Origin of the sequence: Caulobacter segnis, assembly GCF_029543125.1 — a bacterium.
GTDB lineage: Bacteria > Pseudomonadota > Alphaproteobacteria > Caulobacterales > Caulobacteraceae > Caulobacter > Caulobacter segnis_D.
Window position 1 is genome coordinate 337,719 of the sequence record NZ_JARQWW010000001.1, and the last position, 22,638, is coordinate 360,356.

Consider the following 22,638-nt stretch of genomic DNA (forward strand, 5'->3'; position numbering starts at 1 on the left):
TCGTCAAGGCGCGTGAAGCTACGCCAGATCGCCGGGTTGTCACTCGCAAAAGGCGACCGACCTCCCAGATTTCAGAATTATGTCAACGGTCTCCGATTTGGGCTGTCGGCGGCACAGCCCTGGCGCTCCACCGCTTGAAGACCCCCCAGAAGATGGCGATCACGACCACCCAGTAGGTCAGCTGCAGCGCCGTCAGATAGGTTGGCGGCCAAAGCGAGCCAGCGGAGAACGCGAAGACCACATGGATGGCGACCGCGACCAACTGAGCTCCAGCGGCGACGACCAGCCAGTGCTTGTGGGTGCGGAGCCACAACGCCGTCAGCAGAACCATCAGAAGGGCGTCGGTGACAGCCGTGGCGTACTGCGGCGCGGACCAGCTTCGACTGTAGACAAGCAGGGATACGGCCCAGGCCGTAAAGGCGCCGAGGGTGGCGCCGCGTTCGGCCAACCCGCCCCGTCGCGCCGAAAGCCCGCAGGCGATCAGCAGCAGCACGATCCATAGGATCGACGAAATCAAAGCAATCAAAGCAGCCCCCATGTGTCGGGACCAGGATGGCCCGGCCCCGACAATTGGGGAAGATCAGGCCGCCTGCTCTTCGCCTCGCGCTTGAACCGGCACTTGACCGAAGTCAGGCTTCTCGGTCGGCCCGAACGCCACGTGTCCAAGGCCGACTTGGCGCTGGGTCGCCTCGAGCTTCTTATGCAGGGTCCAAAGCTTGGCGCGAGCCTCGGTGAGCAGGACGGTCACTTCACCAGCCGCTTCCAGCATCTGCTGTCCGTGAGCGATGCTCAGCCCCGCGCGAGACCTCGTGGCGGGAAAACGCGACATGACCGCAGCCACGCTGGCCAGCGAATTGTCGAGCGCTTCTTCGCCAGCGAAGAGGGCGGCGGCGATCTCAAGAGCCGCAGCCTCACGAATATCCATGCTCATATTGTGTGTCCTTGGGCGCCGGTCCGGCGCGGGAGTTAGGGTCGAGCGGGCCACTCGCAGACGGACGTGGCGACGCAGAGTCGATTGAGGATGTTCAAGGCGCCTGAGGTCGCCGCCAGCAGAAGCACCAGCGCGATCGCCGCGGCCGCCAAGACGCCGAGCTTGGCGATGAGGCTCAGGTCATCGGCGCCTCCGGTCCGTCCTCGAGCCCCGCCGCGAAGTCCTGATCCAAGGCGCTGTGCGCCACGACCAGAATGTTCTGCAGGAGAAGCTCGGGGGTCATGAACGGCGCTTGCTTCAGCACCGCCGCCAAGGCTCCCCTGACCACCATCTCGTGGACCGGCGTATGGGTATGATCGAGCAGGACCTCCTTCAGAGCCTCCCAGTCGAAGACCGGAAGCGGCGGAGCCTGGGTGACCAGACCGCTCCACTCCTCCCGCAGCCTCTGAAGTTCGCTGCGAAGATACGTCTCCATGGGATTTTCCAGACCCGTCCGATTCGGCATGCGCCCTCACGTCGCCACCCGGCGATGGGAAATGGGCGAGACCGGATTGGGCCAGTGCCATCGGGTTGGATTGCAATTCGATTGCACCGTCCGGCGCACCTTCCGCAGCAGCGAGAAACCGCGCCGCCTCAAAACGGTCGGCGGCGCCGAGCACCTGCTTGGCCCGCACCAGACGCTTGTCGATGGTCGATTTCGACAGGTCCAGCCGACGGGCGATCTGCTTGGAGCTGTAGTGCTGATAGACGAGCCGGAGGCATGCGCGCTCGCCTTCGGTCAGCCGAGCGATGCGTTCAAGATCGGGGCGCGTTGACGCCATCGCCATCTCCGATTGTGAAGCTTGTTGATCTCAATCAAGCAATCAGAAGGAGGCGCGGCTGCCTAGGGGAAAGGCGATGCAGTTGTTGTAAACGCACACTCAGTTGTTGAACTTGCATTGCACACTTTTGACGCGTATCTCCGAAGACCATGCACGAGACCGCGCACAAGGATGATCGGACGACCGCCGACCCCGTCGACGGACATGTAGGCGCCCGCATCCGGCAGGTGCGGCGGGCCCGAGGCGTGAACCAGGAGCAGCTCGCGGAATCGCTCGGCCTCACCTATCAGCAGGTGCAGAAGTACGAGCGGGCAGCCAATCGGGTCAGCGCGTCCAAGCTCTATCAGATCGCCCGCCTGCTCGAGACGCCGGTCAGCGCCTTCTTCGAAGGCCTCGAGGCGACAGACGCCAAGTCGCCAGACGTGCCGCCCGCGCCTGACCTGACCGCCTTCCTGCAGACCGCGGAAAGCAGCGACATCGCGCTGTGGTTTCCGCAGATCCGCACGGCTCGCCAACGCAAGCGCGTGGCCGAGCTGATCCGCTCCATGGTCGAGGACGAGCCGGAGCCCCGCGCTTAGCGGAAAGGCGGCTCGTCGAAGGCCCGCAGCTTGCGCGAGTGCAGGTTCGTCCCCTCGGCCTTCAACAGCTCGATGGTTGCCAGGCCGATCTGCAGATGCTGGCCGATGGCGCGCTCATAAAAAGCGTTGGCCTGGCCGGGCAGCTTGATCTCCCCGTGCAGCGGCTTGTCCGACACGCAGAGCAGCGTCCCGTAGGGCACGCGGAAACGATAGCCCTGGGCGGCGATGGTCGCCGACTCCATGTCGATGGCGACCGCTCGGCTCTGGTTGAAGCGCAGGGCGCTGAGCGTGTAGCGCAGCTCCCAGTTCCGGTCGTCCGTGGTGACCACTGTGCCGGTGCGCAGGCGGCGCTTCAGGTCCGCGCCACTCTCGCCGGTCACCTGCTTGGCTGCGTCGTAGAGCGCGCGCTGCACCTCGGCCAGGGCCGGGATCGGCACCTCCGGCGGCAGCACGTCGTCCAGCACATGGTCGTCGCGCAGATAGGCGTGGGCCAGGACGTAGTCGCCGATGGTCTGGCTGGGACGCAGGCCGCCGCAGTGGCCGATCATCAGCCAGGCTTCGGGACGCAGCACCGCCAGGTGGTCGGTGATGGTCTTGGCGTTGGACGGGCCGACGCCGATGTTGACCAGCGACACACCGCGGCCGTCCTCGGCGATCAGGTGATAGGCCGGCATCTGGTGGCGGCGCCAGGCGCTGGCGGCGATCACCTGATCGGGGTCCTTGGTCTCCTTGGTGACATAGACGCCGCCGGCCCCCGACAGGGCGATGTACGGGCTGCCTTCGCGGGCCAGTTCGTCCAGGCCCCAGCGCACGAACTCGTCGACGTAGCGATGGTAGTTCGTGAACAGGATGTAGCGCTGGGTGTGCTCCGGCGGAGCGCCCGTATAGTGCTTCAGCCGCGCCAGGGAGTAGTCGGTCCGCAGGCCGTCGAAGAGGGCCAGAGGCCGCGGCTCGTCGAACAACGGCTCGAACATGCCGTCCACCACCTCGTCGCCGATGAAGGCGAGCTCCGTGGTCGGGAAGTGCCGGGCCAGCGCCTGGGCGGTGACGTCCGCCAGGGCCATGTCCGCGGCGCCGTCCAGCACATAGGGGAACGGGATCTCCTGCGTCGAACGCGCCACGTCGACCCGCACGCCGTAGTCGGCGATCAGCAGGGCGAGCTGCTCGGTCAGGTACTCGGCGTAGAGGTCCGGACGCGTCACCGTCACCGCATAGGTTCCCGGGCGCGACAGACGCGCATAGGCGCGGGTCAGCCGAGGATGGGCGTCGGCCTCGCCATAGGTGATGCGCAGTTCGGGATAGGTGAAGGCGCCGTCGGCGCGCAGCTCGGCGTCGGGCGTCACGCCTTCGCGCAGATAGGCCCGCAAGGCCCCGCGCAGGGATTCAACCGATTGCTGGTAGGTCTGGGAAAGCCGCTCTACGATGGCGGCTGCGATTTTTTCATGCTCAGTCATGGCGTCTTATAGCGGCGCCGCGCGACACAAGCGAGACGGCCTTGCGCGCCTGCTGGGCGAGGCCACATAACACCTCATGCGCAACACTCTTCGCACCTTCATGCTTCTGGCGGCCATGACCGCCATCTTCGTGGTCGCCGGCTACATGATCGGCGGAGCGGCCGGCATGCTGATCGCCCTGGCGCTTGGCGGCGCCATGAACCTGATCAGCTATTGGAACGCCGACAAGATCGTCCTGCGCATGTACGGCGCGCGGGAGGTCGATGCGCACGATCCCGATCCGATGGTTCGCAACTACGTCCTCGACACCCTGGCCATGGCCGACCAAGCCGGCATGCCGCGCCCGAAGGTCTATGTGATCGCCCAGGAGCAGCCGAACGCCTTCGCCACTGGCCGCAACCCCGAGAACGCCGCCGTGGCCGCCACGGTGGGTTTGCTGCGCCTGCTGGACCGCCGGGAGATCCGGGGCGTGATGGCGCACGAGCTGGCGCACGTGAAGCATCGCGACACCCTGACCATGACGGTCACCGCGACCATCGCCGGCGCCATCTCGGCCCTGGCCAACATCGCCTTTTTCTTCGGCGGCGACCGCGACCGCCCCATGGGCATGATCGGCTCGATCCTGCTCGCCATCCTGGCGCCCATCGCCGCCGCCCTGGTGCAGATGGCGATCAGCCGAGGCCGCGAATACGAGGCCGACCGCGGCGGCGCCGAGATCAGCGGAGACCCGCAGGCTCTTGCCGACGCCCTGAGCAAGATCGAGGCTTATGCCCGCGGCGGCATGGTCAACGAGACGGCGGAGCGCAATCCCGCCACGGGCCAAATGTTCATCATCAACCCGCTGGCTGGCGAAGGCGCCGACAACCTGTTCTCCACCCACCCGGCGACCCACAACCGCGTGGCCGCCCTGATGGAGCTGGCCGGGCGCTCCGGCCCGCCGCGCCGCCCGGCGGCGACCGCTGTCCCGAGGACGTCGGGCACGGCTGTGCCGGTGACCCGCAAGGACCCTTGGGGCTCGTAACTACCAGCGGCGCATCCTGGCGACGCGTTCGGCGAATTCCTCGTGGCTCTCGTATCCGCCGTCATCCGTGAGGACGACGGACAGCGACGCCGCCTCCAGCATCCATCGCTTGGCCTGGGCGTAGCGCTCGGTGTCGGCATGGCGGACCACGTCCCAGATCATGGCGCGCAGCAGAAGCGTGGCGGCGAGCGGGTAGCGTCCTTCCAGGGCGCGAGCCCCGCGCTCCAACAGCTCCCACTTAGCGCCTGAAAGGCTGTCGCCCCGCTCGGCCACCAACCGCGCCGCAAGGTCGAACTTGGGCCAGTCGAGCAGGAAGCCCAGGGCGGCGTGGACATCGCGATGATCCAGCGCCAGGTCCATGGCGCGGTCCTCGGCCTCAACGTCGTCGAACTCGGGCAGCCGGCGCAGATAGGCGCGCAGCACCCCGGCGTCGAGATCGCGTTCGAAACTGGCCCACCGCGCGGCCTGCGCGCCCTCGGCGTCGCCCAGCCCCTCAAGCACCTCGATGCGGACCTGGGTCCAGTCCATGGCTCCGGGATCACCGGCGGCGGAGCGTTCGGGGGTCGAACGATCCAAGGCTTTGCGGGCCTCGCCCAGACGACCGGCGCCTAGCAGCCGGCGCGCGATCTGCGCTCCGACGGGGGGCAACACAGCCTCTGTCGGCGAGAACAGGGCGATGAAGCCGTCCACGTCGCCCTGCGCGTCGGCGAGAATCTGGGCGGCCGAACGCCACGCGCGCGTGGCGCCGCGCCCGCGCGCCACCGTCTCCAACCGTCCGCGCAGATCGGCCAGTGCCGCGCCGTGCAGGGCGGGCGCCGTGGCTCGAAGCAGCGGCAAGGCCATTCCGGCCGGCGCGTGATGCACGATATCGAACAGCCGGTCGGCCAATAGGCCCGCATCGGCGAGCGTCGCCTTGGGCGCGATCTCGGCCGCGTCGGTCACGGCCTCGGAGAACACCTCGGCCAGCTCACCCTTGGTGTCCTTGATGCGCGTGGCGAGACTGGCTGAAAGACCGATCAGCCGGACAATCAGATCAAGCGCAAGGTCCGGATCAAGCTCAGCCAGACGGCCGGCGATCGCCTGACGATGAGCGTCCAGGTCCCGGACGAATTCCTTATACTTGCGCCAATTGATGCGCGCCCGGCTGTCGTCGATCGCATCGATGCGCCGTGCGATCTCGGCGGCCAAGACCCCGGCGCCGGCTTCGCCGGCAAGCTCCAGCTTCAAGCGGCGCTTGATGGATGCTCCGCCTTCCGCGACCTCCATGAGCAGGACGGCGAGGCGCTCGGGCCCCAGCTTGGCGAGATTGGCGGCGTTCAGCGCCTTGCGTGCACCGGCCTTCTTCACCGCCACGGCGGCCTTTTGCGCGTTGCTCAAAACCGGCCTCTCGTCACGCTTTCCAATACAGCCATAAGCTGGGCAGCCTTCCCCGGCAACCTTCGTAATCCCTTGTTCCAACAGGGACTTTTGCTCCTTGATGAGACGTTCTGTCGCAGCGCCCTCAAGGTCAAGCTTGTGACACAAGCGAATCATGCTTCAGCGCACCACGCTCCTACTGATTCTCTGTGGGATCGTCAGCCTCTCCCTTCTCGGCGGAGGCGGGACGCTTGTCTTTCGTGGCGAGAAGATCTGGATGCTCGCCGCCGGCGTCGGGATGATCATCATCGGCCTGATCGCCGGCGTGGTGGCCGTTCTTGGCGCGATCGGCGACGAGCAGGCTTAGCGCCAGTCGAGCCCCGCGGCCTTGACCGCCCGCGTGCGGGTCAGACGCCCGACATTCTCGCCATCCAGCGCGCAGGCGGCGATCACGCCTTCCTGGGCGCGGCGCAAGGTCCGGCAGGTGATATTGCGCGCGAAGCTGGCAGCCATCAGGTCCCCGCGCGTCTCGGCGCGCTGACCACGCGGCAGCCGCACCTGAACCCACTGGGACGGATCGGTCCCCAAGGCCACGCAAAGAGTCTGCGCGTCGACGACCTGAAGCACCGGACCCGAGAACTCGGAACCGACCACCGGCTTGGCGGCCAGGCACGGCGCGATGATCGAGTGACGGGCTTCGGAGATGGACACGGCCTGACGCGCGGCGTCATCGACACTGACCGCTTGCACAGGGGCGGCGGCGGAAAGGCTTGCTGCGAGAAGCCAACTGATCGAGATCATCGCCCCCTCCAGAAGGTCATGACCCGGACTCAATTCTTAACGCGCCGGTTCGATCCCTGATCGCTGAACGATCGTCTGGCGTCTTGAACGAAAGCCGCCCCTCAATCCAAGTGACTCAACTCGAAGTGGGAGCGCAGGGCCTGCAGCACCTCATCAGCCATGGCTTGGCGCCCCTCGCGTGTCGCGCTGCCGCGATGGGGCTGGAGCACCACGTTGTCGAGCGCAAGCAGGTCCGCCGGCACATTCGGCTCGTCGGCGAAGACATCAAGGCCGGCCCCGCCTAGTCGCCCGAACTTCAACGCCTCGACCAAGGCCGGCTCATCCACCACCGCCCCGCGGGCGACATTGATCAGCAGGGCGTCTGGGCCGAGCGCCTTCAGCACTGGACCGTCGATCAATGGACGACTGCCAGGTGCGTTGCTGGCGGCGACGAACAGCACTTCCGACCAGGACGCGAGTTCGATCAGGGTCGGCATGGCCTGCTCGTCCCGCCCCGGCACGGCTGAGCGGTTGAAGTAGCGCACCTCGCTGGCGAACACCCGGGCTCGATCAGCGATGGCCTTGCCTATCCGGCCAAAGCCCAGGACACCCACCCGCCGTCCTGACGCCCGCACCGACAGGGCCGGCGCCGGCGTGGAGGGCCAGGCCCTCGCGCGGATATAACGCTCGCCCTCTCCCATCCGCCGCGACGCCGCCAGCCAGAGGCCGATGGCCAGGTCGGCGACGTCATCTGTAAGCGCGTCGGGCGTGGTGGCGATCCGCACGCCCAAAGCCTCGGCTCGCGGGACATCGACCCGATCCAGGCCGACCCCATGCACCGCGACGAGCCCTAGATTGGGCAGCAATGACCACAGGGCGTCGGGGACGCCGTATGAACCGGTGGTGACGAGGGCGGTCACATGGCTGGCGGCCCGGATGACCGCGTCCGGGTCCGCCGCGAGATAGGGACGCAGGCAGTGGAATTCCCGATCAAGCGCCGGATCCAAGAACTCCGAACTCGGGCGCAAGACCAGGATCTCTTGGAGCGCGTCGGCCATCGGTGTTCCTCTCACGAAAGCAAGGAGCCCGGCGCATGCGCCGGGCTCCATGACCTTCGCAAGGAATGGCGCGCCTTGTCAGCCCGCCGCGCGGCCGGCGTCGCCGACGAAGACCCGCAGGCGGCTGCGGGCGTCGGCCACCGGGTTGAGCCCCGCCTCTTCGTGTCCCCAGCCACCGGTTTCACCGCCGGTGCGGAACTGGCCGACAAGGCGGGCGAGTTCGCGGGATTCCATGGTGAGGTTGGAGGCCGCGGCGGTCGCCTGCTCCACCATAGCGGCGTTCTGCTGGGTGACCTGGTCCATCTGGTTCACGGCGGTGTTCACCTGCTGCAGGCCTGTGGCCTGCTCCTGGGCGGAACGGGCGATGTCGGACAGCAGGCTGTCGATCTCGGCGACCTTGGCGACGATGCCTGACAGGGCGCTGCCCGTCTCGCCCACCAGCTTCACCCCGTGCTCCACCTGATCAGTGGAGGTGTTGATGAGCGCCTTGATCTCCTTGGCCGCTTCGGCGGAGCGCTGAGCCAGAGCCCGCACTTCGGAGGCGACGACGGCGAAGCCCTTGCCGGCTTCACCGGCGCGCGCCGCTTCGACGCCGGCGTTCAGAGCCAGCAGGTTGGTCTGGAAGGCGATCTCGTCGATCACGCCGATGATCTGGGCGATCTCACGGGAAGAGCTCTCGATCTGGCCCATGGCGTTGACGGCTTCGCGCACCACCTGGCCCGAACGCTCACCGTCGGCGCGGGCGTCGGAGGCGCGGCTGGAGGCCATGCGGGCGCCCTCTGCGCTGCGGTTGACGGTGGCGGCGATCTCGTCGAGGGCGGCGGCGGTCTCCTCCAGCGAGGCGGCCTGCTGCTCGGTGCGGCGGGACAGATCGTCCGAGGCCCGAGAGATTTCATCCGCTCCGGTGCGCAGGGAGCCCGCGGCGTCGGAGATCGAGGCCAGGGTCTGGCGGACGCTTTCAACCGCTCGGTTGTAGTCGTCCTTCAGCTTGCGGTAGGAGCCGTTGAACTCCGCCTCCACCGAAGCGGTGAGGTCGCGTTCCGCCAAGCGGCGCAGACTGTCGGCCAGCACCTCGACCACCCGGGCCTGTTCGGCCTCCGCCTGTTGGCGCGCCGCTTCGTTGCGGGCGAAGGTCTGCTCGGCCTCGGTGATGTCCACCGCCAGCTTGATGACCTTGTACGGACGCCCCTCGGTGTCGAGCACCGGATTGTAGGAGGCCTGGATCCAGACCTCTCGCCCGCCCTTGGCGATGCGGCGGTATTTCCGCGCCGAGAAGTCGCCCCGGTTCAGGGTGCGCCAGAACTCGGCATAGTCGGCGCCGGCCGCCTCGACGCGGTCGACGAACATGCTGTGATGCTGTCCCTGGATTTCGTCCAGGCTGTAGCCCAGAGCCCCAAGGAAGTTCTCATTGGCGGTGATGATCGTGCCGTCGAGGTTGAACTCGATGACGGCCTGGGAGCGACTGATCGCCTCCATAATCCCAGCCAGATTCTGCTCGTTCTTCCTGTCGCCGCTGGCGTTGCGGGTCCCGAACAGCTTCATCCATCCACCCTTTGGCGTCACGGTTTCGATCTGGCGGCCCCTCGTCGCCAAACATCGCCCCGTGATTGCAACCATAAGGTGAGCTAAACTTAGTTACGCACCCGTTAACCGCGAAAATGTCGGAAATCCGACATTCTCGACAGGCGCAGCTACACTCGGTGGTTGAGCTTAGAACCCCTTGTCAGTGCTTGGGTCGCTTGCGGTTCGCCGGATCGGTCGCGGTGTAGACGACCACCCCGCCGAGCACGGCGGCGAAGCCGGTGAAGGCGAACACGACAAGGGCGAGATAGGCGGTTTCGATGACGGACATGACGTCTCCTCCAGATGAGACGTCCAGCGTGACTTGACCGACCGACAAGGACCTTGACCTTGATCAAGCAGGGTTCGCCCCGGCTTTGCGCCGCATCAAGGCCGAGCCTCGCCCCAAGCGCGATTGTCCCTTCGCCGGCTGCGACCGGCCCTCATAGGGGATAAAGAAATGAAGACCACGACCCTCCTCCTCGCCGGCCTCGCCGCGAGCGCGCTGGCCGCGCCCGCCATCGCCCAGGAGTTCACGCCCAAGACCGCCGGCGCCTTCGTCGTCACCGCCCGCGCCACCGGCGTCATGACCAAGGCCGATGACGCCATCACCACCGCCGCCGGCGCCGCCAGCGGCCTGAACGTCGACGTCAAGGATGACGTCATGCCGACGCTGGGCTTCACCTACTTCTTCACCGACAAGATCGCCGTCGAGGCGATCCTCGGCACCACCCAGCACGAGATCCGCGCCAAGGGCGGCGCCACCGATGTCGAGGTTCACAAGACCTGGGTGCTGCCGCCGGTCGTGACCGTGCAGTACCACCCCATGCCGGCCGCCAAGTTCAGCCCCTATGTGGGCGCTGGGATCAACGCCATGATCTTCTACAGCGGCAAGAACAAGAACGGCTTCGACGTCGATCTGGACAACGGCATCGGCTGGGCCCTGCAGGCCGGCGCCGACGTGGCCCTGTCGGGCCCCTGGTCGCTGAACCTGGACGCCAAGAAGGTGTTCTTCGACACCGATGCCGACATCAACAACGGCGCCCTGAAGAGCGATGTGAAGCTGGATCCGTGGGTCCTGTCAGCCGGCATCAGCCGCCGTTTCTAGTCCTCCCCCAGGATCGGAAAATGCAGAACCCGGCCGCCGACGCGGCCGGGTTTTTCATGCCTGGTGCTCAGGAACCCGCGCGGCGAACAGCACCCGCCCGTCTTCCGCCAGACCTTTGACCGCAAGCACCTGGCCGCACAGCGCCAGGGGCGCGGGCCGATGCGAAACGACGATCAAGCCCTGACCGCTGGCGGCCAGGCGATGGTCGAGACGCTCCAGAACCAGAGCTTCGGTGGCGGCGTCGAGCCCCTCGGTTGGCTCGTCCAACAACAGCCAGTCCGCCGGACGCAGCAGAGCACGCGCCAGGGTCAGGCGACGGCGTTCGCCGCCGGACAATTGCCCCGCCCCCTCTCCCAGCCAGGTGTCGAGACCGGACGGCATCCGCCGGACGCGTTCATCCAGCCCGGCGGCGAACAAGGCTGACCAAAGGGCCGCGTCGTCCGCCTTCGGCGCCGCCAGGCGCAGGTTCTCGCGGACTGTGCCGGTCAGCAGGACGGGCTCCTGGCCGGCATAGGCGAAGCTGGCCCGCAGAAGTTGCGGATCGAGGTCCGCGACCTCCAGATCACCGAGACGGATCGCGCCGCGTGGAGCGGACCTCATCGCCATCAGCTGTTCCAGCAAAGTGGTCTTGCCGACGCCTGACGGACCGCTGACGCCCAAGCGTTCTCCCGCCTTCAGCCGCACGCGCGCCTCGCTGAGCTCTATGCTCGGCGCCGTCAGACGCAAGTGGGTAAGCGGCGAAGGCGCGTGGCTCAAAACCGGCTCCAACCGTGCGGCGGCGGCTCTGGCGTCGCTGTCCTGCTCAAGGGATTTCACCAAGGCCTGGACGCCCTCCATGGTCATGGCGGCGGCCAGAACCGCGAGCGCGGCGACAGGCGGCGACGCATTGCGTGCAACCAGCAGGACGCTCGCCGCCGCCAGACCCGTGAGCGCCGCCTGGATAACCGCTGACGCGCCGAGGACGCGCGCGAGCCCAAGACGGCTGTGAGCTTGGCGTTCGTCTTCCGCCGCCACGCGATCAGCCGCCCATTTCTCCAGGCCGTAACAACGCAGTTCCGGGGCCGAGGCCGCCATATGCGCCACCACATCCTTCAACCGCCCTACGGCCTGCCTCACCTCGGCGGCGGGTGCGGCCATGGCGCGCCGGTTGGTCCACCAAGCCCAGCCCGCCGCCAGGCCCGCGAACAGGGCCAGCGCGAACGCGGCCCGCCACCCGGCGAAGGCGGTCAGAATCAGGCCGGCGATCAGGCTCGCCACCGCGCCGGCATGCGCGGACAGCCGGATGAACATGCCTTCAATCGCGTCCACGTCCTGAATGAAGCGCGCCGAAACCTCGCCCGCCGAATAGCGCAGCGCGGTGCGCGGCGGCGAGGCAGCCAGGCTTGCGAACAGACGGGGCCGGATGGCCGCCAGGGCGCCGAGCGCCGCCTGATGGCCTTGCAGCCGCTCCAGATAGCGGAAAGCGGTGCGGAGGATGGCCAGCAGACGGATCATGGCGCTGGGCAAAAGGAAGTTGAACGTATGGGAGGCGGCCGGGCCCGCCACGCCGGCCAAGGCCGCGGCGGTGATGAACCAACCCGAGATGCCGAGCAGGACCACGGCGGCGACAGCGGCGATCACGGCGCTGAGCCCGGCGAACCATAGGCGCCCGGCCTGGCGGCGCCTCTCGCCGGCGATCAGTTGATCAAGGGCGGTCTTCACAGGGTCAGGACCTGCGGGGCCATGCGGACCAGGCGTTCGTCATGCGTGGCGATGATCGTGGTCCGTCCCCGCGCCGCCTCCAGGATGAGCGGCAACAGGGCCTCCGCGCTCTTGTCGTCGAGGTTCGCGGTTGGTTCATCCAGCAGCAGGACCGGCGCGGGCTTCAGAAAGGCGCGCGCCAGGGCGAGCTTGCGCCGCTCCCCGCCTGACAGGCCGCCCCCACGCTCATCGAGCAAGCTGTCCATCCCCTCTGGCCGGGTGTCGATCAGCATCCCCAGACCCGCCCGCCGCGCGGCGGCCTCGATCTCGTCACGGGTCGCCTGCGGCCAGGCCAGGCCGATATTGTCGGCGAGAGAACCGGCGATGATCAGCGGCGATTGCCCCGCCCAGGCGGAGGAGGCGGCCAACGACGTCCCGATCTCCAGGGGCCGACCGTCCACCACGATCTTGCCGCCGCTCAAAGGCGCAAGGCCGAGAAGAAGATGAAGCAGGCTGCTCTTGCCCGCGCCGCTCGGGCCGACGATCGCCGTCAGGCCGCCGGCCGGCACATCGAGAAACAGGCCGTCGAGTACGGGTCGATCTCCGCCGGGATAGGCCAGGGTCACGTCATGCAGGCTGATCGCCGGCGCCTTCCGCAAGGGCTGCGACACAGCCCGAAGCTCGGTCGGGGGTGTAAGACGGGCGACCGCCGGCATGGCCGCCTCCGCCGCCTGTCGGTCATGATAGGCGGCGGCCAGACGGCGGAGGGGGGCATAGACCTCCGGAGCAAGGGCGAGGACGAAGAAGGCCCTAGCCAGATCCAGCTTCTCCGGCACAGGAAACGGCAGCAGCCCCAGAAGATTGAACCCGCAGTAGACGGCGACAAGCGCCACCGACAACGCGGCGAAGAACTCCAGGACCGCCGAAGACAGAAACGCTTTCTGCAGCACCCGCCCGGTGCGGCGCTCAAGCTCCCGCGAGCGGATGGCGAGGTCGTCGGTCGTGCGCCCCTCGGCCTGGAACGCCAGCACGGCGGGCAGAGCGCGTACGCGGTCGAGGAACAGCCCCGACAGCCGCTCCAGCGCCGCGAACTGTCGACGCGACTCCTCGGCCGCCGCCATGCCGGCGAGCGCCATGCCTATGATGAAGGGCAGCAAGGTGAAGAGCATGATCCCCGCGGCCACGGGACTGGCGAAGGCGGCGACCGCGATGAGCAGAAGCGGCGTCGCGCCGGCGGCCAAACGCGACGGCGCGAAGCGGGAGACATAGCCGTCCAGCGCCTCGACCCCCTCGACCAATGTGGTGACGGCGGCGTCTCCGACGCGGCGAGCCGGGACGAAGAGACCTGCCATGGCCTGCCGTCGGAGGTTCGCCTTCACCAGACCCGCGGCGTGGGCGCCGGCCGTCAGCACGCCCCGGGCCAGCAATCCGCGCAGAGCCGCGCCGAGGACGAGCAGAAGCAGCCACGGCCAGATCGCGGCCAGGCCGCCCTCCAGCCGCGCGACCGACATGGCGACCCCGCCGGCGAAGGCGGCTGCCGCCACGGCGTCACCAATCAGAAGCAGCGAGCCGCGGCGGCTGGACTTTCCGCCCGCGCGCGTCGCGTGGCGAAGCAGGACCTGGGGAGTCATGCTCCGGTCAGCGAGAGCGTTCTGTGCGGCGTCCATACAATCTCCTACCGCCGCAAACATGGCTTCAACTTGATCCGGATCAAAGAAGCGGATTCCCTTCGCCCATAAGGAAACATCGACGCGGTCGTCGCTGACGGCCGTTCCAGCGGAGCCGACCATGGACTTAGCCGTCGTAGACCTATCGCGCCTGCAGTTCGCCCTCACGGCGCTCTACCACTTCCTATTCGTGCCCCTGACCCTGGGCTTGTCCTTCATGCTGGTGATCATGGAGGCCATCTACGTGATGACCAACCGCCCGATCTGGCGGACGGTCACGCGGTTCTGGGGGACGCTGTTCGGGATCAACTTCGTCCTTGGCGTGGCAACCGGCATCACCATGGAATTCCAGTTCGGCATGAACTGGTCCTATTACTCCCACTATGTCGGCGACATCTTCGGCGCCCCGCTGGCCATCGAAGGCCTGATGGCCTTCTTCCTGGAAGCGACCTTCGTGGGCCTGATGTTCTTCGGCTGGGACAAGCTGTCCAAGGTCGGCCACCTGTTCGTCACCTTCCTGGTGGCGCTGGGCACCAACCTGTCGGCCCTGTGGATCCTGATCGCCAACGGCTGGATGCAGAACCCGGTGGGCGCGGCCTTCAACCCCGACACCATGCGCATGGAGGTCGTCGATTTCGGCGCCGTGCTGTTCAACCCCGTCGCCCAGGCCAAGTTCGTCCATACCGTCAGCGCCGGCTACGTGATCGCCTCGGTCTTCGTGCTGGGCGTCTCGGCCTTCTACTTGCTGAAGGGCAAGTGGACGGGTTTCGCCAAGCGGTCGATGACCGTGGCGGCGGCCTTCGGCCTGGCCTCATCCCTGTCGGTGGTCGTGCTGGGCGACGAGAGCGGCTACGCCCTGACCGACAACCAGAAAATGAAGCTCGCGGCCTTGGAGGCCATGTGGGAGACCGAGCCGGCCCCGGCGGGTCTGGCGGCCTTCGGCATCCCGAGCATGGCCGACCGCGAAACCCACGCCGAGATCAAGATTCCCTACGTGCTGGGCCTGATCGCCACACGCAGCATCGACCGTCCGGTCGAGGGCATTTTCGAGCTCGTCGCCCAGGCCCATGACCGCATCGAATCCGGCGTCGTCGCCTATGGCGCGTTGGAGACGCTCAAGGCCAATCCGCAGGATGTCGCCGCGCGCGCCGTCTTCGAGGAACACCGCCGCGACCTGGGCTATGGCCTGCTGCTTAAGCGCTACGTGGCCGATCCGCGCCAGGCCGACGCCGCGCTGATCGAGAAGGCCGCCTGGGACACCGTGCCCAACGTGCCGCTGATGTTCTGGGCCTTCCGCATCATGGCGGGCGTCGGCCTGCTGATGATCGCCCTGTTCGCCACGGCGTTCGTGCTTTGCACCCTGCGCAAGCATGACACCCGATGGTTCCTGCGCATAGCCGTGCTGGCCATCCCCCTGCCCTGGATCGCCACGGAGCTGGGCTGGGTCCTGGCCGAGGTGGGCCGTCAGCCCTGGGCGGTCGAGGGTGTCCTTCCGACCTTCCTCGGCGCCTCGTCGCTGACCGTGGCGCAGCTGTGGAGCACGATCATCGGCTTCACGGTGTTCTACGGCGCCCTGGCGGTCGTGGAGGTCGGGCTGATCCTGCACACGATCAAGAAGGGGCCGTTCGCCCAGCAAGAAGAGTTCGATCCGCAACGCGCCCCCGGCGCCGAAGCCGTCGCCTGACGCGCGAAGCAAGGAGAACGAGTCATGGAACTTCCTCTCGACTACGCCACCCTGCGCATCCTGTGGTGGGCTCTGGTCGGCATCCTGCTGATCGCCTTCGCCCTCACTGACGGGTTCGACATGGGCGTCGGCGCCCTGCTCCCCTTCGTCGCCCGCAAGGACGAGGAGCGGCGCATGGTGATCAACACCATCGGCGCGACCTGGGAAGGCAACCAGGTGTGGTTCATCCTGGGCGGCGGCGCGATCTTCGCGGCCTGGCCGTTCGTCTATGCCGTCAGCTTCTCCGGTTTCTACCTGGCCATGTTCCTGGTGTTGTCGGCCCTGATCCTGCGGCCGGTGGCCTTCAAGTACCGCTCCAAGCGGCAGGACCCGCGCTGGCGCGCGTTCTGGGACTGGGCGCTATTCGTGGGCGGCTTCGTCCCGGCCGTGGTGTTCGGGGTGGCCATGGGCAACGTCCTGCAAGGCGCGCCCTTCCGTCTCGACGGTGACATGCGCGCCTTCTACGAGGGGCCATTCCTGGGCCTGTTCACGCCCTTCACCCTGGTCTGCGGCCTGCTTTCGGTGGCCATGCTGGTGCTGCACGGCGCGGCCTGGCTGGGCGTGAAGGCGGAGCGGGGCCCGATCCTCGACCGCGCCCGCGCCTACGGCACGATCGCGGCCATCACCAGCGTGGCGCTGTTCGCCGTCGGCGGCCTGTTCATCGCCTTCGGCCCGCTAGGCTTCCGCATCGAGGGCGCTGCCGATCCCTTTGGGCCGTCCAACCCGCTGCGCACGGCCGTGGCGGCCGCTCCCGGCGCCTGGCTCGACAACTACGGCCGCTATCCCTGGATGCTCATCGCTCCGGCCTTGGGCTTCCTCGGCGCCGCGGCGGCTCTGGCCGGCCTGTGGAAGCGGTCGGAGCCCCTGGCCTTCGCCGGTTCGTCGGCGTCGACGGTGGGCATCATCTCCACCGTGGGCCTGTCGATGTTCCCGTTCATCCTGCCCAGCACGATCGATCCGCGCTCGAGCCTGACGGTGTGGAACGCATCGTCCAGCCACGGGACGCTGTTCATCATGCTGCTGGTGACCGCCGTCTTCCTGCCGCTGATCCTGATCTACACCTCGTGGGTCTACAAAGTGCTGTGGGGCCGGACGAGCACCGAAGCCCTGACCACCAACCCCGACCTCTACTGAGCCTCAAGGAGAAACCGTCATGTGGTACTTCGCCTGGATCCTGGGGCTCGGCCTCGCGGTGGCGTTCGGCATCCTGAACGGCATCTGGCACGAGTTTCATCTCTTCGACGGCGGCGACGAAGGTCTGTCGGAGCCATGAACGCCATCGTCCCGCGCCCCTGCGCCGCCGCCGCGCCGAGCGAGCTGATCGCCCGCCACGACGGCCGCGCTCCGCGCTACACCAGCTATCCCACCGCGGCGCAGTTCACGTCGGATGTGGACGCCGAGGTTCATCAGCAGTGGCTGGCCGCCCTGCCGACCGACGAGGGGGTGTCGCTCTACCTGCACATCCCGTTCTGCGAGCGCTTGTGCTGGTACTGCGGCTGCAACACCCGGGCGGTGACGCGCCGGGAGACGATCTCCGGCTATGTGGACCTGCTGGAGACCGAGCTTGCCCTCGCGGAAAGCGTCCTGCCCGGCAAGCTGCGCGCCAAGTCGATCCACTTCGGCGGCGGCACGCCCAACATGCTGTCGCCGGACGATCTGACCCAGCTGTTCGGCGTTCTGCGTCATGTGTTCGACGTGACGCCCGGCGCGCAGATCGCCGCCGAGCTGGATCCGGCGGTCCTGACCCGCGAGTGGGTTCAGGCCGCCGCCTTCCACGGGCTGACGCGCGCCAGCCTGGGCGTGCAGGATCTTTCGCCTGAGGTGCAGGCGGCGGTGAACCGGATCGAAAGCTTCGAGGTCATCGAAAACGCGGTCGGCTGGCTGCGTGAGGCGAACGTCGGCTCGATCAACCTCGATCTGATGTACGGCCTGCCGCGCCAGACCACGGACTCGGTGATCAACACCCTCGACCAGGTTCTGTCTCTGCGGCCGGAGCGCATCGCCCTGTTCGGCTACGCCCACGTGCCGTGGATGAAGAGCCACCAGCGCCTGATCGACGAAGGCGCCCTGCCCGGCTCCGAGGAGCGGTTCGTGCAGTCCGAAGCCGCCGCCGCCTATCTGTTCGCGGCGGGCTACGTGCGCATCGGGCTGGACCACTACGCCCTGCCGGAGGACGGCCTGGCCGTCGCCCAGGCCGAGGGCCGCCTGCGCCGGAACTTCCAGGGCTATACCGACGATCCGGCACACACAGTGCTGGGCTTCGGCGCCTCGGCGATCAGCCAGTTGCCGCAGGGCTTCGTCCAGAACCTGACCACCGAGCGCGACTGGCGCACGGCGGTTTCGGCGGGCCATCTGCCCACCGCGCGCGGCGTCGAACTGACCGATGAAGACCGCTTCCGCGGCGACATCATCGGGCAGCTCATGTGCCGCTTCCGCGTCGATCTGGACGCTGTCTGCGCCGATCATGGCCGGAGCCGGGATGAACTGGCCTTCGCCCTGTCGCATCTGACGCCTCTCGAGGCCGACGGACTGGCCGAATTGTCAGGCTCCATCCTGACCGTGACCGAGAACGGCCGCCCGTTCGTCCGCACGGTCTGCGCCCTGTTCGACACCCATCTCGACCGCGCCGCACAGCGACACGCGCGGGTCGTCTGAGGAAGACTTCATGAGTGACAAGTCCCTGCGCCTGAAGATCATCAAGGCGCTGGATGCAGAACGGCTGATCCGCAGCGAGCGCATCGGCGTCGCGGCGGAGCACGCCGAGGTCATCCTGTTCGGCAAGGTGGCCAGCGAGCGCGAGCGGCAGCTTGCGGTCGGCCTGGCCAGCGCGGTGAAGCAGGCGCGGTCGATCCGCGACCTGCTGGAGATCGCGCCGCCGGCCCCCGCGCCCAGCACGCTCTACGATCACGACAAGACCTATCAGCCGCCGTTTGCGCCGCTGCATATGGAGATCAAGGACGCCATCAGCCGCTACGAAACGGCTGAGCCGAAGGGCGAACCCGAAACGTGGTTCGAGGCCTTCTCCGAAAGCCTGATCCTGCCGATCTTCGCGGATGTGCTGAACACCGCACGGCGTGCGGGCCATGACGGCCAGGTCCTGCATCGCAAGGACCGTGACGCCCATGTCTATCGTCTGGAGCTGGTGCGGGCGGACCATCCTGCCAACCAGCCCGCGCCGTATCTGGAGCTGTCGTCCGCCGAAAGCGGCCACAGGGTCACCGTGGCCCGCGGCGGCGCCTATCCCGGGCCGGCCGACCACAATTTCGTCGACACCGAGATGACCTGGGACGACGTGGAGCCCCGCGCCGTCCAGAAGGAAGTCGTGCGCTGGGTGAAGCGGGTCTTCCGCAAATACGGCGAATAGAAAAGAGGCGCGGATCCGGGAGAGATCCGCGCCTTATCAGGAACAGGTCCAGACGGACCGGGGGTTCTTCAGGCTGCAGCCTGAAGCAGGCGGCGGTCGCAAAGGACCACATGGCGGGAGGTGGCGCGGTTGATGCGGTTCTCACGCTCCATCTGGGACAGGATCCGCGAGACCGTCTCGATGGTCAGGCCCAGGTAATCGGCGATGTCGGTGCGCGACATGGGCAGGTCCACGCCGTCGCAGGCGGGGGCGCGCTCGGCCATGTCGGCCAGGAAGGCTTCGACCCGCTCGGCGGCGGTGCGGCGGCCCAGCAGCATCATGTGCGCCTGGGTGCATTGCAAATGCTGGTCGGTCAGGGCCCACAGGCCGGCGCCGACGGCAGGATCGCAAGCCGCAGCCTTCTGAAGGGCGACGCGGCGGACCAGCATCACCTCGCACGCGCCGACGGCTTCGGCGGACGTGCGGTGCGTCGGGCATAGCTCCATGCCGAACACTTCGCCCGGCATGTGAAAACCCACCACGAGGCGACGGCCGTCGTCCAGGAAACGAAGGGTGCGGACCACGCCCGAGACCACCTTGTAGGCGAACTCGGCCGGCTCATCTTCGCCGAAGATTTCCTCGTTGCGCGAGAAGGTCATGCAGAAACCCGCGACATCGACGCCGGCCGCGAAAAGCGCCGGGGTTTGCGGCGGGACGGCGTGGACGACTTCCAGAGAACGCATGGCTTTCTAAGCTCCCCTCGTTGATGGGGAGGGTTTAGGTCCGGCCATGACCACACGAAATTCAGGGATATCGCCTACGTAGAATCCACAGGGTGCGCGCAAATCCCTTGCACGTAAGACTTCGCGGCTTCTTCTCATCCCATGCCGCCCGCGCTACAGCGGTCGTCGCATGCGGCAGCTCTGGCGCAAAATGGACGATCAAGCACGCCCGCTCACCGAAGGGATCGGTCACGCGTGCACATTCGCGTCGGTCGTCATCTGTCTGGTGATCTGGGCGGCCTTCGCACCCTTTCTGCCGCTCGGCTCCCAGGTCCTGATCTTCATTCCCGCCGTCCTCGTCGGCGCGGGCCTAAGCGGGATCGCCGGCGGCCTGGCGGCTGGCGCGGCGGGCCTGGCCGCCGGCGGCTGGGCGGCGTCCCAGGGCGGCTGGACCTGGGACGAGATGTTCCCCTTCGCCGTCTTCGCGATCGCCGGCCTGTCGATCACCGCCACCGGCGCGGCGGCCCGCCGCTGGCGCTGGCGCCACATAGAGGCCAACCGCCACCTGGCTGAGCGCGAGGCGCACCTGCGCTCCATCCTCGACACCGTGCCGGACGCGATGATCGTCATTTCCGAGGAGGGGCGGATTCAATCGTTCAGCCCGGCCGCCGAGCGGTTGTTCGGCTGGTCTGCCGCCGAAGTGCTGGGGAAGAACGTCAGCATGCTGATGCCGAACCCCTATCGGGATGCGCACGACGGCTACATGGCGCGCTATCACACCACGGGCGAGCGCCGCATCATCGGCCGCGGACGCGTGGTGGTGGGCGAGCGTAAGGACGGCTCGACCTTCCCCATCGAACTCTCCGTGGGAGAGATGAAGCCGGGCGAGCGCCGCTTCTACACCGGCTTCATCCGTGACCTCAGCGAGCGCCAGGAGACAGAAGCGCGGCTGCAGGAGCTGCAGTCCGAGCTGGTCCATATCTCCCGCGCAACCGCCATGGGCGAGATGGCTTCAGCCTTGGCGCATGAACTGAATCAGCCGCTGGCGGCGATCGCCAACTACCTGCGCGGCGCCAAACGCCTGATGGAGGCGGCGCCCGCGGCCGACGCGCGCGTGGGCCAAGCGCTGGACAAGGCGTCCGACCAGGCTCTGCGGGCTGGCCAGATCATCCGGCGCCTGCGCGACTTCCTGGCGCGCGGCGACACGGACCGCCGCGTGGAGAGCCTCAGCAAACTGGTCGAGGAGGCCAGCGCCCTGGCCCTGGTGGGCGCCAAGGAGCTGGGCGTTCGGGTGCGGTTCGACCTCGATCCGTCCGCCGATCTCGTGGTCGCTGACCGTGTGCAGATTCAACAGGTGGTTCTGAATCTCATCCGCAACAGCATGGACGCCATGGAGCAGTCTCCGCGCCGCCGGCTTGTGGTCGAAAGCCGCGCCGCCGAGGACAACATGGTGACGCTGTCCGTGTCGGATACCGGCTCGGGCCTGGCGGACGAAGTGCGCGACCACCTTTTCCAGGCTTTCATCACCACCAAGCCGACGGGTATGGGAGTGGGGCTTTCGATCTGCCGCACCATCGTTGAGGCGCATGGCGGCAAGATCTTCGCTCAGAACAACGCCGACGGCGGGGCGACCTTCGCGTTCACCCTGCCGCGCGCCGTGGAGGAGGAGCCCGCTGATGACCGCTGAAGGACAGGTTCACGTCATCGACGACGACGACGCCATGCGCGACAGCCTGTGCTTCCTGCTGGAGACTTCGGGGCTGACGGCCCGCAGCTTCACCTCCGCCTCGGCGTTTCTGGAAGCGCTGCCAACAGTCGGTGGAGGCTGCGTGGTGACCGACATCCGCATGCCGGGCATGTCGGGGCTGGAGTTGGTGCGCGTGCTGCGGGGCATGCGGCCCGACCTTCCGGTCGTGGTGATGACCGGCCATGGCGATATCCCCATGGCGGTCGAGGCCATGAAAAGCGGCGTGGTCGATTTCCTGGAGAAGCCCTTCCACGAGGACGCCATGATCGGCGCCGTGCGCAAGGCTCTGGAAGGCGGCCGCAACCCTGTCCGCGCCGCTGTCGACAGCGGTCCGATCCTCGCCCGGATGGAGACGCTGGCGCCGCGCGAACGTCAGGTGCTGGACGGGCTGGTGGCCGGCAAGCCCAACAAGATCATCGCCTTCGACCTGGATATCAGCGTGCGGACCGTGGAGGTCTATCGCGCCAACGTCATGACCAAGATGCAGGCTCACAGCCTGTCGGAACTGGTGCGGATGGTGCTTCTGGCCGGCGGCTGAACCGTGTTGCGCCAGATCAAGGACGCCTGCCCCGCCCCGCCGCAGGATGACGCGTGACTCCAGGGGAGACGCGCCATGTACCGAAATTCCTACTGCGCGATCGTCGTCGATGACGATGCCGCCGTCCTAGCCTCCATCCGCTTCGTTCTCGAAACTGAGGGCCTGTACGTCCAGACCTATGACAGCGTCGCCGCCGTGCTGGAGGCCGACCTTCCGGAACAAGGCTGCCTGATCCTCGACCAGGTGATGCCCGGCGCGACCGGCCTTGAGGTTCTGGCCCAGCTTCGCCGCCGCGGGGTCGATCTGCCCGCGCTGCTGCTGACCAGCAGCGCAACCCCAGCGGTGCGCCGCATCGCGGAGGCCGCCGGCGCCCCCGTCCTCGAAAAGCCGGTCTTCGGCGAGACCTTGGTCAAGGCCTTCATGGACACGCTCGCGATCGGATCGCCCACGCGACGTAGTATCTATCCGAGAACCGCCGCCAACGATCATTCGCCCCTGGTCTAGAAACGTTCGGCGAGTCTCGTCCGACCAGAAGTCCGCCGCCTAGCGTT

24 protein-coding genes and 1 pseudogene are annotated in these 22,638 nt (G+C 67.5%); 12 read left to right on the forward strand and 13 right to left on the reverse strand.

Annotated features, from left to right (window positions below; all coding sequences use genetic code 11):
• Positions 1-82: 82 nt before the first annotated feature.
• The 4 genes and pseudogenes from P7B02_RS01690 to P7B02_RS01705 form a co-directional block, all read right to left on the reverse strand.
• A complete protein-coding gene (locus P7B02_RS01690) occupies positions 83-526 on the reverse strand; it encodes a hypothetical protein (RefSeq protein WP_277784566.1) in 444 nt (147 codons plus the stop codon).
• A gap of 54 nt (positions 527-580) precedes the next feature.
• On the reverse strand, positions 581-931 hold the full coding sequence (locus P7B02_RS01695; protein ID WP_277784567.1) for a hypothetical protein: 351 nt from the start codon (positions 929-931) through the stop codon (positions 581-583).
• Between the two features lie 175 nt (positions 932-1,106).
• On the reverse strand, positions 1,107-1,406 hold the full coding sequence (locus tag P7B02_RS01700) for a hypothetical protein (RefSeq protein WP_277785177.1): 300 nt from the start codon (positions 1,404-1,406) through the stop codon (positions 1,107-1,109).
• Positions 1,407-1,611: 205 nt separating this feature from the next.
• Positions 1,612-1,758, reverse strand: a pseudogene (locus P7B02_RS01705) (sigma factor-like helix-turn-helix DNA-binding protein); the annotation flags it as partial.
• Positions 1,759-1,901: 143 nt separating this feature from the next.
• On the opposite strand from P7B02_RS01705, the gene P7B02_RS01710 reads away from it, so the two are divergent.
• A complete protein-coding gene (locus P7B02_RS01710; RefSeq protein ID WP_277784568.1) occupies positions 1,902-2,330 on the forward strand; it encodes a helix-turn-helix domain-containing protein in 429 nt (142 codons plus the stop codon).
• Here P7B02_RS01710 and P7B02_RS01715 read toward each other — a convergent pair.
• Positions 2,327-3,784 carry an AMP nucleosidase gene (locus P7B02_RS01715; RefSeq protein ID WP_277784569.1) on the reverse strand — a complete coding sequence of 486 codons (1,458 nt, stop codon included), beginning with the start codon at positions 3,782-3,784 and terminating at the stop codon, positions 2,327-2,329. The genes P7B02_RS01710 and P7B02_RS01715 overlap by 4 nt on opposite strands.
• A gap of 76 nt (positions 3,785-3,860) precedes the next feature.
• On the opposite strand from P7B02_RS01715, the gene htpX reads away from it, so the two are divergent.
• Complete coding sequence (gene htpX / locus P7B02_RS01720) at positions 3,861-4,805, forward strand: zinc metalloprotease HtpX (RefSeq protein WP_277784570.1); 945 nt, start codon at positions 3,861-3,863, stop codon at positions 4,803-4,805.
• Here htpX and P7B02_RS01725 read toward each other — a convergent pair whose 3' ends face one another.
• Complete coding sequence (locus tag P7B02_RS01725) at positions 4,806-6,182, reverse strand: DUF6880 family protein (RefSeq protein ID WP_277784571.1); 1,377 nt, start codon at positions 6,180-6,182, stop codon at positions 4,806-4,808.
• Positions 6,183-6,336: 154 nt separating this feature from the next.
• Between P7B02_RS01725 and P7B02_RS01730 the strand changes: the two genes are divergently transcribed.
• Positions 6,337-6,528 carry a hypothetical protein gene (locus tag P7B02_RS01730; RefSeq protein WP_277784572.1) on the forward strand — a complete coding sequence of 64 codons (192 nt, stop codon included), beginning with the start codon at positions 6,337-6,339 and terminating at the stop codon, positions 6,526-6,528.
• Here P7B02_RS01730 and P7B02_RS01735 read toward each other — a convergent pair.
• The 4 genes from P7B02_RS01735 to P7B02_RS01750 form a co-directional block, all read right to left on the reverse strand.
• Positions 6,525-6,962 carry a hypothetical protein gene (locus P7B02_RS01735; protein WP_277784573.1) on the reverse strand — a complete coding sequence of 146 codons (438 nt, stop codon included), beginning with the start codon at positions 6,960-6,962 and terminating at the stop codon, positions 6,525-6,527. The two genes, P7B02_RS01730 and P7B02_RS01735, sit on opposite strands and share 4 nt — an antisense overlap.
• 101 nt (positions 6,963-7,063) lie before the next feature.
• On the reverse strand, positions 7,064-8,050 hold the full coding sequence (locus tag P7B02_RS01740; RefSeq protein WP_431355769.1) for a 2-hydroxyacid dehydrogenase: 987 nt from the start codon (positions 8,048-8,050) through the stop codon (positions 7,064-7,066).
• Between the two features lie 27 nt (positions 8,051-8,077).
• Positions 8,078-9,541: a methyl-accepting chemotaxis protein gene (locus P7B02_RS01745; protein WP_277784575.1), complete on the reverse strand. Its 1,464-nt coding sequence runs from the start codon at positions 9,539-9,541 to the stop codon at positions 8,078-8,080.
• Between the two features lie 181 nt (positions 9,542-9,722).
• The gene (locus P7B02_RS01750) at positions 9,723-9,851 is read right to left on the reverse strand and encodes a hypothetical protein (RefSeq protein WP_277784576.1); all 129 of its coding nucleotides are present in this window, start codon (positions 9,849-9,851) and stop codon (positions 9,723-9,725) included.
• Between the two features lie 168 nt (positions 9,852-10,019).
• Here P7B02_RS01750 and P7B02_RS01755 point away from each other — a divergent pair, with 168 nt between their 5' ends.
• The gene (locus P7B02_RS01755; RefSeq protein WP_277784577.1) at positions 10,020-10,667 is read left to right on the forward strand and encodes an OmpW/AlkL family protein; all 648 of its coding nucleotides are present in this window, start codon (positions 10,020-10,022) and stop codon (positions 10,665-10,667) included.
• A gap of 54 nt (positions 10,668-10,721) precedes the next feature.
• On the opposite strand, the gene P7B02_RS01760 is transcribed toward P7B02_RS01755, so the two are convergent.
• Both P7B02_RS01760 and cydD read right to left on the reverse strand, forming a co-directional pair.
• The gene (locus P7B02_RS01760) at positions 10,722-12,368 is read right to left on the reverse strand and encodes an amino acid ABC transporter ATP-binding/permease protein (RefSeq protein WP_277784578.1); all 1,647 of its coding nucleotides are present in this window, start codon (positions 12,366-12,368) and stop codon (positions 10,722-10,724) included.
• Positions 12,365-14,014, reverse strand: coding sequence for a thiol reductant ABC exporter subunit CydD (gene cydD, locus P7B02_RS01765; RefSeq protein WP_347276629.1), 1,650 nt, complete (start codon positions 14,012-14,014; stop codon positions 12,365-12,367). The genes P7B02_RS01760 and cydD overlap by 4 nt, the downstream gene beginning before the upstream one ends.
• A 121-nt stretch (positions 14,015-14,135) precedes the next feature.
• On the opposite strand from cydD, the gene P7B02_RS01770 reads away from it, so the two are divergent.
• Genes P7B02_RS01770 through P7B02_RS01790 form a run of 5 tightly spaced genes read left to right on the forward strand, consistent with a single transcriptional unit; the run spans position 14,136 to position 19,101 of the window.
• Positions 14,136-15,698 (forward strand): cytochrome ubiquinol oxidase subunit I, encoded by a 1,563-nt coding sequence (locus tag P7B02_RS01770; protein WP_277784579.1) that lies wholly within the window; start codon positions 14,136-14,138, stop codon positions 15,696-15,698.
• Positions 15,699-15,722: 24 nt separating this feature from the next.
• Positions 15,723-16,871, forward strand: coding sequence for a cytochrome d ubiquinol oxidase subunit II (cydB, locus tag P7B02_RS01775; RefSeq protein WP_277784580.1), 1,149 nt, complete (start codon positions 15,723-15,725; stop codon positions 16,869-16,871).
• A gap of 19 nt (positions 16,872-16,890) precedes the next feature.
• Positions 16,891-17,010 (forward strand): cytochrome bd-I oxidase subunit CydX, encoded by a 120-nt coding sequence (gene cydX / locus P7B02_RS01780; RefSeq protein WP_277784581.1) that lies wholly within the window; start codon positions 16,891-16,893, stop codon positions 17,008-17,010.
• A complete protein-coding gene (hemN, locus tag P7B02_RS01785) occupies positions 17,007-18,392 on the forward strand; it encodes an oxygen-independent coproporphyrinogen III oxidase (protein WP_277784582.1) in 1,386 nt (461 codons plus the stop codon). Before cydX ends, hemN begins: the two co-directional genes overlap by 4 nt.
• A gap of 10 nt (positions 18,393-18,402) precedes the next feature.
• Positions 18,403-19,101 (forward strand): BON domain-containing protein, encoded by a 699-nt coding sequence (locus tag P7B02_RS01790; RefSeq protein WP_277784583.1) that lies wholly within the window; start codon positions 18,403-18,405, stop codon positions 19,099-19,101.
• Between the two features lie 68 nt (positions 19,102-19,169).
• On the opposite strand, the gene P7B02_RS01795 is transcribed toward P7B02_RS01790, so the two are convergent.
• On the reverse strand, positions 19,170-19,823 hold the full coding sequence (locus P7B02_RS01795) for a helix-turn-helix domain-containing protein (protein WP_277784584.1): 654 nt from the start codon (positions 19,821-19,823) through the stop codon (positions 19,170-19,172).
• A gap of 190 nt (positions 19,824-20,013) precedes the next feature.
• On the opposite strand from P7B02_RS01795, the gene P7B02_RS01800 reads away from it, so the two are divergent.
• The 3 genes from P7B02_RS01800 to P7B02_RS01810 all read left to right on the forward strand — a co-directional run bounded on the left by P7B02_RS01800 (position 20,014) and on the right by P7B02_RS01810 (position 22,591).
• A complete protein-coding gene (locus P7B02_RS01800) occupies positions 20,014-21,489 on the forward strand; it encodes a PAS domain-containing sensor histidine kinase (RefSeq protein ID WP_277784585.1) in 1,476 nt (491 codons plus the stop codon).
• Complete coding sequence (fixJ, locus tag P7B02_RS01805; RefSeq protein WP_277784586.1) at positions 21,479-22,087, forward strand: response regulator FixJ; 609 nt, start codon at positions 21,479-21,481, stop codon at positions 22,085-22,087. Before P7B02_RS01800 ends, fixJ begins: the two co-directional genes overlap by 11 nt.
• Before the next feature lie 75 nt (positions 22,088-22,162).
• A complete protein-coding gene (locus tag P7B02_RS01810) occupies positions 22,163-22,591 on the forward strand; it encodes a response regulator transcription factor (protein ID WP_277784587.1) in 429 nt (142 codons plus the stop codon).
• Positions 22,592-22,638 lie beyond the last annotated feature (47 nt).